The sequence below is a fragment of the Micromonospora sp. M71_S20 genome, from assembly GCF_003664255.1.
Taxonomy (GTDB): domain Bacteria; phylum Actinomycetota; class Actinomycetes; order Mycobacteriales; family Micromonosporaceae; genus Micromonospora.
In genome coordinates this window covers 1,876,478-1,888,934 of the sequence record NZ_RCCV01000001.1, presented here as the reverse complement: position 1 = coordinate 1,888,934, position 12,457 = coordinate 1,876,478, and the positions used below count along the sequence as shown (strand labels likewise).

Below are 12,457 nucleotides of genomic sequence, written 5' to 3'. Positions count from 1 at the left end.
CCGATGTGGTAACGGCGTTACAACCACTGCTCGTCGATGTTGCCGGCGTACAGGTAGGCGGTGCGGTAGTCCGGCCGCGAGAACAGCTCCGACTCGCCCGAGTACACGGCAGCGAGCAGGCCCGGCCGGTACCACCAGCCGTTCGTGATGCCACCGACCTCGGCGACCGGTCGCATCTCGGCCAGGTCGAGCTGGCCGACGGCCGAACCGGTCAGCCTGGTTACCGTGTCCGCGACGTCCATCGCGGCATACGCCAGAGCCGAGGCCTCAACCCAGCCGTCGATGCTGTGATGCAACGGGACCCACCGTCCATCGTCGCCACCGGCGATGCCGAACGTGCCGTCCGGACCGATCAGGAACGCATACGGCACAGCGGTGCGTTGCAGCCCGGCTTCGAAGAACCATCCTGAGGGAGGGACCGTGTCGTCCCGCTCCGGCGTGTCCACGTTGAGCATCCGCGGGCCTGCGGCATCCTCGGGCATGCCCGGCGCGGACGGCAGGACAAGGCCACCCCACCGGGCCTGATACGCCTCGGCGCGGTCGATGACCTCGGCAGGAATCTGCGCCTCCTGCCACGCGCCTCGAAACTGACTCACCGGCGGCACGTCGAGCCAAACTCCATGAACGCTGACGAACGAGTGGGCCCGCCTGCTCAAACCCGCCGGTGGCCGACGCCACCCGAACACGTGCCCATGGTATCCAGCTATCGGAGACGCGCTTACGCCGCTGAGCGCCCGCCGTCGCAGGCGACGTCGGCCATACCGGCCGCCACTGGGACTTTGCCCTCCAGCAGGCGCTGAGCCGTGGTGAGAGCCCGGCTCCGCAGGCCGAGTGCTGGATCTTCAGCGGAAGAAAGCTCGTGGCTGAGGCGGTTGCCCGTGGTGCCGTCTTCATCGACCGCTCACGCGGCCACCCGCTACGGGTTGACCTGCGAATGTAAGGCCGTGTGAGGCGCTGTAAGGCGCTGTCAGCCGGCGTTCCATCCCACCGCTGTCCCAGTAGTCATAGCGTCACGGCACCGCCCATCCCGCCTGACGACGCCGCCACACGTCGCGGGTCGGACGACGAACGGACGCCACATGACTTCCCGCGCCGCCCGTATTCTCGCGATCGCCACCAGCGCCCTCTCCACGACTGCTGTACCCCTCGTTCTTGCCGTAACCGGCACCTGGACACCGGCACTACCCGCACCGGGTGCCGTGCGGCAGTGGATCGTCCAACCGATCAGCGCCGACTTCATCGCGGCTCTCGCCGTCACCGTTGCGACGGCACTGTGGCTGCTGCTGTCCACCGCCATCTTCACCCACGCCTACCGCGCACTCAGCCACCAGCTTCGCTGGACGGCCAAGGTCCGCCTTCCCGGCCCGATCCAAAGCCTCACGGCGGCGCTGCTCGGCGCGACCGCCGTGACCACAGTCGCCGGCGCCACCGCCCATGCCGCTCCTGTCACCACCAGCGGTGGCGACCTCCCCGCCGCTGAACCCACCCCCACCGCGTCCACCCCGCCAACCAGGGAACTGACCCACCCGGATCCGCCACGGACCACGCGGGCAGGGCCCACCTACACAGTGAACCGCGGCGACAGCCTCTGCCGGATCGCCGAGCGGACACTCGGCGACGCCGACCGCTGGCCGGAAATCTATGCGCTCAACCGCGGCACACACTTCCCCCGCGTCGGCGGCACCCTGCGCGACCCGGACCTCATCCACCCCGGCTGGACCCTCGACCTACCCGCCGACGCGACCCCACCCACCCGGACACCGAGCCACCCGCCACCGCGAAAAGGCCCACCCCACACCCAGCCGCCGCCGCAGGCCCCGCAGGCACCCCCGACCAGTCCGGAGCCGGCCACCAGCACGCCCCGCGCGCCCACTGCCTCACCCCAGACCACCACGGCTCCGAGCCGCAGTGCCGAGGCGCCGACCCCCTCCGCCCCTGACACGGCAAGCCCGGCGACACACGACACCAGCCGTACCAGCGACCGGACGACGCGGGGGGTGTGGTTGCCCAACGGTAGTTGGGTCGATCTCAGCTTGGCCCTCGCGATCGCCGCTGCGGTCGCGCTGGTCTGGGCGCACCGGCGGCGCCGCTACGTGCCCCGCGAGCCCACGGCAGCTCCCCACATGAACGCCCCGGCCCTGGCCCCGATGCCTCAGGTGGTCAAGCAGATCCTGCGTGGCCTGCGCCGCGCCGCCGGGGACAACCCCACCCCGTACGACCGGCACGGCGACCACGACGATGACGCCCACGACCTCGTCGACGAACCGCCACCTTCCGGCACGAGCGACGGCAGTGAGGCCCAAGAGGCCGAGAGACAAGGCGCAACCGCCCGCCCCTTCGGCGACGGCGGCCAACCCGCGCCGCCGCTGACGTTGGACGACCCGCCGTCGGCACTGTGGCCGTCGACCGGATTGGAACTGACCGGTCCCGGCGCGGAGGCCGCCGCTCGGGGACTCCTCACCGCAGCCCTGGCCGCCGACGGCGCACAGCACCCAGAAGTCCCCACCGAGGTGATCGTCCCGTCAACGACCGCAGTCACGCTGCTGGGCACCGCGGCCCTTACCCTGCCGCACACGCCCCGGCTGACCATTACCGCCAGCGTGGACGAGGCACTGGAACTCCTGGAGGCCCAGGCGATGCGGCGTGCCCGTCTGCTGCACCAGCACGAGGTCGACAGCGTCACCGAGCTGCGTCGCGTCGACCCCTACGAGGAACCGCTTCCGCCGGTCATTCTGCTGGCCGGCGCCACGAACCGCCGAGAGTGTGCCCACATCGCCGGCCTCCTCGCGCAGGGAAAGCACCTGGACATCCACGGGGTGCTGCTCGGCACCTGGCCCGAGAACGACACCGCTACCGCTACCGCCACCGACACCGAAGGCGCCCCGCCCACTGACACCGCTCGACTCACCGTGCTCGACCCGAGCCAAGCCATTGTCGTCGCCGCGGACGGCACCACCAGCCGCGCCGACGGCCAGGACGCCGACCACAGGAGCTACCCGGCCGACATCGGCCGGCTGGCCGTCCTCACCCCTACCGAGACCATCGACCTGCTCGCCACCCTCGCCGAGTCCCACACCGGCCAGCCGCACACACCCGCACCGATCGAAGCAGCCAGCACCGCTGCCGAGGAATCGGACAACCCCGCCCGACCGACAGAACAAAAGCCCCCGTCCCAGGCCGTCCAGCCGAAGGCAGACATCCCCTCTTTCTCCGAGGAAGGCGCCGCACTACCGGCATCCGGCCCCGGACCCGTGCCTGCCGCCACGACGATCGCACCGACTCCCTCGGACAGCGGACAGACGACGACCACCGAGACGGCGGCGGCCACCACGCGCGCCAGCACTGCCACCGCACCCGACGCGGACACAACCGATGACGGTGGGGCCAGCGACAGCGCGACGACGCGCGCCATGCAAGAGCCGGACATCGACGGAACAGCCGGAAACAGCCGGCAGGTCGGTCCGGTTCGAGTGGAGGTCACCGTGCTCGGCCCCGCCGCTATCGCCGACGTGCCGCCCGGGCCGACCCTACGCAAGAAGGCCCTCGAGGTGCTCGTCTACCTGGCGGTACACGACGGCAACGCCTCCGCCGAGGCGATCCTCGACGACCTGCTGCCCGACGCCCCGGCCAACAAGGCACCGGGCCGGCTCTACACCTACGTGTCAGACCTGCGCGCCACCATGCGCCGCACCGCAGGACCCGGCACCTACCTCACCCATCCCAACCACCGGTACGCACTCGACCGCGACATGATCGACGTGGACCTGTGGCGCATGCGCGCCGCGATACGCGATGCCAACCAGGCCACCGACCCGAGCGAACGTCTCGCCGCGCTGCGCCGCGCGGTCGACACCTACGGCGGTCACCTGGCCGAAGGCGCCGACTACGAATGGATCGAGCCCTACCGCGAAGCGATTCGACAGCAGGCACTGGACGCCTATCTGGCCCTCGCTGACGCCCTCGCCGGCAACCCGGCCGAGCAACTCCCCGTTCTCGACACCGCGATCCGCCACAACCCGTACGCCGAAGAGCTGTACCAGCAGGCGATGCGGGCGCGGGCCGCGCTCGGACACCTCGATGCGATCCGCGCCCTGCGCCGCACGCTGACCCGCGCCCTCAGCGAGATCGATGCCGAGCCCAGCGACGAGACCATGGCCCTGGCCGACCAGTTGGTCGCCCAGACGCAGCGCCCCACCCGACGCTCTGACCTGCGACCGGGGCCTCAGCCTGGTGACGGAGCGGCTTCGTGACCGCCACACCGCTACCCCCGCAAAACTCCGCCCGCACCCCGCAGGAGGCGGACATCGAGCCCAGGAACCTGAACCGCCTACGGTGGGCCGTGCGGGCCGTGCTCACCCTTGGCGTTGCCGCGTCCATCGCGGCGAACGTCCTGCACGCCCGACCGAACCTCATCAGCCAGATCATCGCCGCATGGCCGCCGCTGGCGCTGCTGCTGACCGTCGAACTCATCTCGCGGGTCCCCGCAGACCGACGCGGTCTGGCCGCCGCACGACTGATCGCCGCCGGTGTCATCGCCGGCATCGCCGCTTGGGTGAGCTACTGGCACATGGTCGGCGTCGCCGCCCGGTACGGCGAAACCAGCGCCGCCGCCTCCTACCTGCTGCCCATCTCCGTCGACGGGCTCGTCGTCGTAGCCAGCATCAGCCTGGTCGAGATCGCGGGACGGATCGGCAACCCCTCCATCAACCCGGCCGACGGTGAGAAATCCGCCACCGTGCCAGCCGAGATGCCGATCCCGACGGCCGAGCCCCAGAGCCTGAAGGCACCGACCCCCGACTCAAGGGTGCCTCCGGCAGCGCAGATGGCCCGAGACCTCGACGTACCGCCGACGGACATGCCGGAGGCCGCGATCCGCAGAGACGAGAGCGCGCCTCCGATCGCGGACACCAGCGGGCACAAGCCGACCGGTGCAATCGACCACGAGGACGCTCACCTCGCCCGGACCGGTGACGACGCCCCGGCGCCCCCGCACGCACCGCCGTTGCGGGGCACGGAACCCTCACACCACGCCACAGAAGGATCTGGAACCAGCAGGTCCCGCACCACTGGCTCTCCAGGCACCCCCGTCGAGGAGACGAACGAGCAGGACAGGGTCAATCCTCCGGGCGCTGCCCAGAGGGTTGAATTGAAGCCCATTGAAGGCCAAGGATATGACCCCGCCCCGGAGGGCGGCAGAAACAGCGCAGACGTGCCGCCCGACACCGCTGGGGCCGTGGCGTACTGGTACCGCCAGGACCCGTCGCTGCATCCGGCCGAGATCGCCACCAGAATCGGTCGGTCCGAGCGCACCGTCCGCCGGTACTGGCCACCCGGGCCACGATCCGCGAACCGACACGACACCAACCGTGCCACCGAGCAGGCGAGCGCCTCGTGACCGCCGTGGTGCTCCGTGCGGTGCCACGACAGCCTGTGGGCCCGCTGACGCAAGCACCCGGCAGCGTGCGGCTCGAAGTGCAGGGTAGTGCCAGATCTCCAAGAGCTGTGGTTCTGACCCAGCGACAGCCTGGCGGCGACAGGATGCCAGTCGAGGTGGGCCAGCACGTTCGGTCGCGTCCGGGATCCGGGCGCCTGTGGAGGCGCCCGGATCCCGGCGGGCCGCGGTCGAGCGGCCCTGTTACAGCTGGGCGATCAGCGGCTGTGCCTGCGGGGCGAAGCTGTACCCGTCTTCCCAGGGGAACCGGTTCTGCCGGTCGGGCCACACCAACTGCTGGAGGAGGATCTGGTCGCGGCCGTAGCGGTTGATCGCCATCGCGGGTGGCAGTTCGTCGGTGGGTGGTCCGTCGATGATGATCGCGTCGTAGCCGGTGATGAGGTCGCTGATGCGCTGGCCGTGGGTGAACCGTTCGGCCTTGTCGTAGGCCCGGCGGGCCAGGTCGTTGAGGAGGCTGTGGGCGACCTTCTGTGGCAGTCCGGCGGTGATCAGTTCGGGGTGGTCGTGGGCGGTGAGTCCGACGGTGTAGGCGAACGGAACGGTGGCGTCGTCGGTGGGCAGCACGTGGGTGACGGCCCAGCCGGTGGCTTCGATGATCTCTTCTTGGCGTCGGAGGAAGTCGTCGATGTCACGCATGAGGGGTGTCTCCTGATCATTCGGGGGTGCGGGCGGAGTCCGGGTCGGGTGGCTCGACGTCGACGAAGCCCCAGAGCCGTTCCATGACCTCGAGTTGCCAGGTGCGGTAGCGGTCGGCGAAGCCACGGCAGACCGCGGGCGGGACCGGACTACCGGCGTAGGGCAGGGTCGAGTGGCAGATGATGTAGCCGGCGCCGCCGCGCGCCTCGGTCACCATCTGCTTGAGCCGGCCGGGTTCGAGGTGCATGGGGTTACCGGGCTTGAAAATGCAGGTGGCGCACTCGCGGGTGAGTCGTCGGGTCTTGCCCAGTTCCGGGTCGCCGACGCTGAGTCCGGGTGACCGGTCGGTACCTGGTTCGTCAGCGGGATCGGACAAGCTGTTCATAGCCAACTCCTTGTCACTGCGGCGCGGAGTCCGCATCGGTGGATGCGGGCCCGGCGGATCCGGGTGAGGGGAATGCCTCGGCGCCGGGTGGCGCCGGTGTGGCCTGGTCAGAGCTGACCCAGCCAGGTCAGCACCGTGTCGACGTCGGCACGGCGCAGCCCGTCGTACGGGTCGACCGGGTGGAGCAGGGTGGGTGCGCCGCTGGCGGTGCGCTGGCCGACGGCGGTGGGGTCCTTGCCGCCGAATTCGTCGTCGAGGACGGCGAGTGGCCGTCGCGTAGCCCAGGCGTACAGGTCGGCGAGTTTGCTCTGGTGGCCGAAGCGGACACCGCCGGCGTGGATGGGGATGTGCGGCCAGGTCAGCAGGCCGAGTCGTGGCGCGATCCATGCGGCGGCGAGGTGGTTCCACCTGGTGCACCACACCGGTTGGGCGTGCTCGGCCAGTTCCCGCAGCCACGGTCCGTGGTCGGGGTGCAGCCAGACGGTGCCGGTGACATGCCGGCCGTCCGGGTCGGGCCCGTCGTAGCGGTGCGGTCGGTAGCCGAGCGTCTCGGCGTGGGCCGGGTCGGCGGGGTTGAGGACGCCGTCGACGTCGATGGCCACGATGGGTGAGGCGGGCTGCGCCAGTGGTCGGGTGCTGGTCACCTCTGGGCCTGCTCGATGGTGACCGGGTGCAGCGGCACGGTGAGCCGGTCGGCGGCGCGGCCGGGCCCGTCCGCGGGTTGCCACCTGTCGGCGGCGGCGCGGGTGGGGAACGGGCCGACGGCGGCGAGCCAGCCTTCGGCACGGTCGAGCAGCACGAGAACAACGGCCCGCGCGTCGTCGGGGGCTGGCCGCAGGACCGGGACGAGGTCGGGCGGTAGGCCGACCCAGCCGGTTGCGGGTAGCGCCGTGGCGGCGGGGTCGTGCAGCGGCACGGGTTTGGTCACGGCGAGCGTGGTGCTGTCGAGCGCGAGCGTGGCGGCGTGGGAGCGGGCCGCTTCGGCGCCGCTGGTGGGGCCGTGGGCGCCGAGTTCGCCGCTGGTGTGGACCGCCAGCAGCGCGTGCGGATCGCGGATCTCCAGGGAATCGAGGACGGCGAGGGTGATCGTGTCCCCGGTAGGTATGTCGCGCAGGGTGAGCAGGACGGGGCGTCCGTCCAGGTCCCGGTTCCAGAAGATGGCGTCGAAGTGTTCGCTGGTGACATCGCCGAGGCGCCGCCAGGCGCGGTTGTCGGTGTCGAAGGGGTATTCGTCGTCGGTGCCGTAACGCATGAGGAACTCCTTGATGGGCAGCGTCGTACCGCGTCCGGGCCGGGTCGGTCGGGACGCGATGCATGCACGCTTCGATGGCGCGGGGTGGTCAAGTCGCGGAGGCAGCAGCGGGGCCGTTCGGCATCGGCCCTCCGCGATCTGCGAGTCGGGCGGCCTGTGGCAGCCCCGCAGTCCTGGCCCTGGTACGTCGTGGGTCCCGGCGCGCGGTGCTGCCCGGCCACTTGGCCGGGCAGCACCGTGGCGCGGGGTGGGACTGGTCGGCCGTTGGCTCAGGGCCGGCCCCGGCCGGGCATCAGGCCTGGGTGAGGGCGGTGACGGCGGCGTCGGCGATCGCCGCGATGGCCCCGGTCGGGTCGGTTACGGTCAGGGTGGTGGCGTGGGTGAAGGTGTGCCCCCAGATCTGGTCCGGGTCGGCCCGATCGCCGCCGGTGGGCGGGTCGGCGGGGTGTAGCCACAGCACGGCGCAGCCGGCGCGGTGCAGGGTGGTGACGAGTTGTTGCCCGGCGGGGATGTCGTCGAGGTAGCCGTCGGAGACGACGGCCAGCATCCGCAGGGTGCGGCCGTGGCGCAGGTCGAGGAGCTGGTCGGCCACCTTGACTGCTTCCGGGAAGGTGGCGGTGGCGCGGCCGGTGCGCATGTGCAGCACCTGCCTGGGGTAGGTGCGTGGAGGCACCAGGACGGTGGTGCGGTCGCCGAACCCGATTGTGGTGGTCGTCGCCTCGGCACGGCGTGCCGCGTTGCTGAAGATCCACGCGGCGGAGGACATGGCCTCGGTGTAGCGGCGCATCGACCCGGACAGGTCGACCAGGACCGCCAGGTGCAGGCGGGGTTTCTCCGGAGGCAGTTGCGCGCGTTGCTGCCACGGGGCGGCTGTCGGGAGTTGTCCGGCGGCGGTTTGTGCTTCGGCGGTGATGGCCTGCCGGGTCCGTAGACGACCGGGTGGGATGGCCGAGGGGCGCCGGCCGGGTTCGGGGTGCTGGGTGCGGGCCTGCCGCAGTCGGTTGGACAGGTCGCGGGCCGCGCGGTGTTCGTGCTCGGTCGGGTCGGTGCGGTCCCACTGGGCTGGTGGGCTGTGCCGGTGGGCCAGCAGCGCGGTGGCGTACTCGGTCGGGGTGACACCGGCGGCGACGGCGAGGTAGTCGACGAGGGCCGCAGCGAGGCGGCCGGGGAACAGGCCGGCGTCCGGTACGGGCGTGTCGTACTGCTGGTCGGGGTCGATGCCGAGGACCTGGCACCAACGGCGGGCCAGGGTGATCATGGTGTCGGCGTCGGTGTCGTCGCAGGTGTGGGCCTCGCGCCAGATGTCGCGCAGTTGCCGCAGGCGTTTGCGGCCGAGGACGCTGGTGACCGCGGCCCGGACCGGGCGGACGTCCTTGCTGGTGACGATGCGGGCGTCGACGCGGGCCAGCAGCAGGGCGGCGAGTTGTCCGGCGTGCCACGGGTCGTCGACGGCCGCGTCGTCGGGGTCGAGGAGGGTCTTCACGACGTGACGCAGCCAGCGGCGGTCGCCCCGGCGGCGGGTGCGTTGGCGTCCCTCGGCCCGGGATTCCTCCAGCATGGCGGCGACGTCGGCGAGGATCGGCGGGGTGCCGGGTGGGGTGGTCCAGCGGCTGTGCGCGGCGTGCGCGGCGCCGTGCACGAGTAGCCCGTAGCCGGTGGGCACGAGGCGCTTGTGTCGGGCCTTGGCCGGGTCGGTGACGTCGGGGCGCTCGGCGATGTAGGTGGCGTCGACCTCGATGCGGTTGAGGTTGGGGTAGAAGCATTCGGGGGCGTCTCCGGCGGCGCCGGGGGCGACGAGGACGGTGAGGTCGGTGCGACCGGTCAGCAGCGGGACGTGCTGGGTCCACGCCTGCGACCAGGCCCGCCAGTCGGCGGTGCCAGCCGGTGCCGGTGGTGTGCCGGGGCGCAGGTGGGTGTGCGGGTGTGACACGGAGTGGCTCCTTCCAGAAAGGGGTGAAGGGTCAGCGCTTGCCGAGGGCCAGCGCGGTGATGGGCGTGCCGGTGTGTCGGGACAGGGCGGCGGTGACGTCGTCGCGGGCGTCCTCGGGGGCGATGCCGGCCAGGTTGGCCAGGGCTGCGGTCGTGCCCAGGTGGTCGCGGACCTTGACGAAGCCGAGCAGTTCGCGCAGTTGCGGCGCCCAGACGGTCTTGCCGGCGGCGAGGTCGGCGTTGAGGTCGATCGCCGCGGCCACGACCTGCTTGGGGACGCCGAGTTGGCGGGCGAGGTCCCAGTCGGTGGTGACGTGCAGGTGGACGGTGAACCGGGAGGCCAGGGCCTCGGTGAGGACCGCGCCGTGCACGCCCGGGTTGTGGCCGGCGACGATGTAGAACCCGTCGACGGCTTCCACGGTCTCGTTGCCGTGGGCGGGGATGGTGATGACACCGCGGCCGTCCATGGCCGGGTACAGCACGGCCAGGACGCGGGGCGGGCTGAGGGTGGCGTCGTCGACCAGCAGCACGCGTCCCTCCCGCATCGCGGTGACGAGGGGGCCGTGGACGAACTCGTAGCCGCCGCCGGGGACCGGGTTGTAGGAGCCGAGGAAGTCGTCGACGACGGTGTCGCCGGTGCCGGCGACGGTGAGCAGGTCGGGGAACGCGGCCTCGACCATGGCGGTCTTGCCGGTGCCGGGTGGTCCGTACAGCAGCACGGGCACCTGCTGGGCGCGGAGCCGTCGCAGTTCCTCGACGTCCCAGCCCCTGCCGAGCCGCCGCGGGTGGTACAGCGTCCCGTTCGGTCGTGGTACCGGCGCGGGCCGGGACTGCCGGCCGCCACCGGCACTGCCGTTGGAGCGGGTGCGGGGTGCGGCGGGTGGGAGGGTGCCGGCGGCGTCGATGCCGGCCTGGGTGATCTGGAAGCGGTGGTGCGGGTCGCGGTGGTGGGTGGCGTGCCCGGCGGTGGCCATCTTCTTCAGCGCCTCGAACACGGCCCCGGACGACGGTGCGCCGATGGCCCGGGTGATCTCGCCGACCTTGAGGATGGTGTCGGGGTGGTCGGCCAGGTGCAGGGCGACCTTGCGGTAGAGGTAGCCGGACCGGCCGGAGCCCGCCTCGGTGGTGGGAGTGCCGGCGCCGCTGGCCGTGGCTGGGTCGTTCTGCGTTGGACCGGCCGGCGGGTGTGGTGTGGTCATGAGGTTTCCTCGATTCCATGGGTCGGGCCCGCGCACCCGTCTCCGGGTGCGCGGGCGGTGGGTACCGCACAGCGGAGACGGGTGGGGCCAACCTCTGCCGGCCCGCGTCGGGCCGGGCAGGTGGGCGACCACGCCCGGTGGTGCTGAAGGGGTACGGCGACGCGCTGGATCGCCGGTGGTGGGTGCTGGCCGGTGTCGGGGCCGCGTGGGCAGAGTCGGCGCCGACGATGCGACCCCCCCCCGCCACCTCAATCGATCAAGTCGAATGGGCGTGCGGTGCGGGACCGCGGGAGCGCCGGCCGACTACGCGTGCACTGCGAGGGCCGGGAGAGATGCGCGCGGCGCGATTGTGGTCAGCGGGCTCTTCTCCTGTTGCTCTCGTTTGTCGTGGTGGTGTCGGATGCCGCCGCCGAAGCCGGCTCGGCTTCCAGTGACGCGGCGTGGCCTGGCCGGGGGCCGGCCTGTGCCTGGTCGGGCTCGGGCAGGTCGCCGACGATCCGGTCGCAGGCGTACGGGTCGACGGCCTCCCAGCACCAGCTGCGGCCCATCACCACGTACCGGCGGTCACCGTCCGGAGGGATGCGTTCGATGGCTTCCGGGTCGTCGGACAGGGCGCGCTGGTCGGCGACGATGACGTCGCCGTCGAAGGACAGGTCGGCCAGTTCCGCGTCGACCCGCCGGTCCAGGTCGTCGGCCGGCACGCCCTGCTCGCGCAGGCGGTGGCGGTACCGGTCGCGGTGGCGCTGCTGGTCGGCGACGATCGCCTCGGCCACTTCGCGGGTGCAGGAGAACACCGCCCATCCGTTCCAGTGGTCGATCAGGGTGCCGACGAACCCGACCTCGATCCGGTCGTCGCCGTCGGGCCCGGTGGTGCGCGCCCAGTCGCCGGAGAACACGCCGACGCCGCCGATACGGACCCGGTCGGGGCGCAGGTGGGACACGTCGCGGCCGGTGGGGCTGGCCGCGAGGTGACACAGTTCAGCGACGCGGTCGGTGACGGCAGTGTCGTAGGCGTCGCGGTAGACAGCCATCGCCTCGTCGCGCTGCTGGATGCCCAGCCCGAACCAGCCGGAGACGTCGCCGGTGGCGTCGGCGAACAGCTCCCACCCGGCGGTGTCGACCGAATCTCCCGCCGAGGAGAAGCGGGGCAGGGCGTCGAGGACGACGGGATCAACTTCGTCGAGGCCGGCCAGGATCCGGCGCGCGGCCAGGCGGGTGCCGCCGCTGGCGCGGGCGCCGATGGTGTCCTGCGCCCACCACTCGGCGGCGGTACGGCCGGCCTCCGTGCCGGCGGCGCGCATCCGCCGCAGCGCGGCGGCCCATCCCGCGGCCTCGGCGACCGGGTCGCCGGTGGGTGGCGGGGTGGCGGCCGGTGCGATGCGGTCACCGTCGTCGAGGCACATCGACAGTGTCGAGCCGCCGTCCCAGGTGACCTCGACGATGTTGTGCCCCTGGTTGTGGCGGCGGACGGTGCCGGTGTCGCCGGTGCGCAGCAGGGTGTACGGGTCGGTGGTGTGGAGCAGGGCGACGCGCTGTCCGGCCTCGTAGCTGGTCATTGGGTCTCCGATCGGTTCTCGGGGTCGGTGGAAGGGCCGGCGTCATCG

General features: G+C 71.9%; 10 protein-coding genes. 2 read left to right on the top strand and 8 right to left on the bottom strand.

Going from position 1 to position 12,457, the window contains the following annotated elements:
- Positions 1 to 17 precede the first annotated feature (17 nt).
- Positions 18 to 605 (bottom strand): hypothetical protein, encoded by a 588-nt coding sequence (locus DER29_RS08430; RefSeq protein WP_121396836.1) that lies wholly within the window; start codon positions 603 to 605, stop codon positions 18 to 20.
- A 474-nt stretch (positions 606 to 1,079) separates the two neighbouring features.
- Here DER29_RS08430 and DER29_RS08425 point away from each other — a divergent pair, with 474 nt between their 5' ends.
- A complete protein-coding gene (locus DER29_RS08425; protein ID WP_158618983.1) occupies positions 1,080 to 4,250 on the top strand; it encodes a BTAD domain-containing putative transcriptional regulator in 3,171 nt (1,056 codons plus the stop codon).
- The gene (locus DER29_RS08420) at positions 4,247 to 5,395 is read left to right on the top strand and encodes a DUF2637 domain-containing protein (protein WP_121396835.1); all 1,149 of its coding nucleotides are present in this window, start codon (positions 4,247 to 4,249) and stop codon (positions 5,393 to 5,395) included. Before DER29_RS08425 ends, DER29_RS08420 begins: the two co-directional genes overlap by 4 nt.
- 240 nt (positions 5,396 to 5,635) lie before the next feature.
- On the opposite strand, the gene DER29_RS08415 is transcribed toward DER29_RS08420, so the two are convergent.
- From DER29_RS08415 to DER29_RS08385, 7 genes are all read right to left on the bottom strand, one after another.
- Positions 5,636 to 6,088, bottom strand: coding sequence for a DUF4262 domain-containing protein (locus DER29_RS08415; RefSeq protein ID WP_121396834.1), 453 nt, complete (start codon positions 6,086 to 6,088; stop codon positions 5,636 to 5,638).
- Between the two features lie 16 nt (positions 6,089 to 6,104).
- Positions 6,105 to 6,473: a hypothetical protein gene (locus DER29_RS08410; RefSeq protein ID WP_121396833.1), complete on the bottom strand. Its 369-nt coding sequence runs from the start codon at positions 6,471 to 6,473 to the stop codon at positions 6,105 to 6,107.
- Positions 6,474 to 6,580: 107 nt separating this feature from the next.
- Positions 6,581 to 7,117 (bottom strand): hypothetical protein, encoded by a 537-nt coding sequence (locus DER29_RS08405; RefSeq protein ID WP_121396832.1) that lies wholly within the window; start codon positions 7,115 to 7,117, stop codon positions 6,581 to 6,583.
- On the bottom strand, positions 7,114 to 7,725 hold the full coding sequence (locus DER29_RS08400) for a hypothetical protein (RefSeq protein ID WP_121396831.1): 612 nt from the start codon (positions 7,723 to 7,725) through the stop codon (positions 7,114 to 7,116). The genes DER29_RS08405 and DER29_RS08400 overlap by 4 nt, the downstream gene beginning before the upstream one ends.
- A gap of 292 nt (positions 7,726 to 8,017) precedes the next feature.
- Entirely contained in the window at positions 8,018 to 9,655 is a 1,638-nt protein-coding gene (locus DER29_RS36060) for a VWA domain-containing protein (protein ID WP_121396830.1), read from the bottom strand.
- A 31-nt stretch (positions 9,656 to 9,686) separates the two neighbouring features.
- A complete protein-coding gene (locus DER29_RS08390; RefSeq protein WP_121396829.1) occupies positions 9,687 to 10,853 on the bottom strand; it encodes an AAA family ATPase in 1,167 nt (388 codons plus the stop codon).
- Between the two features lie 353 nt (positions 10,854 to 11,206).
- Positions 11,207 to 12,409 carry a DUF4314 domain-containing protein gene (locus tag DER29_RS08385; RefSeq protein ID WP_121396828.1) on the bottom strand — a complete coding sequence of 401 codons (1,203 nt, stop codon included), beginning with the start codon at positions 12,407 to 12,409 and terminating at the stop codon, positions 11,207 to 11,209.
- Between the last annotated feature and the right edge of the window lie 48 nt (positions 12,410 to 12,457).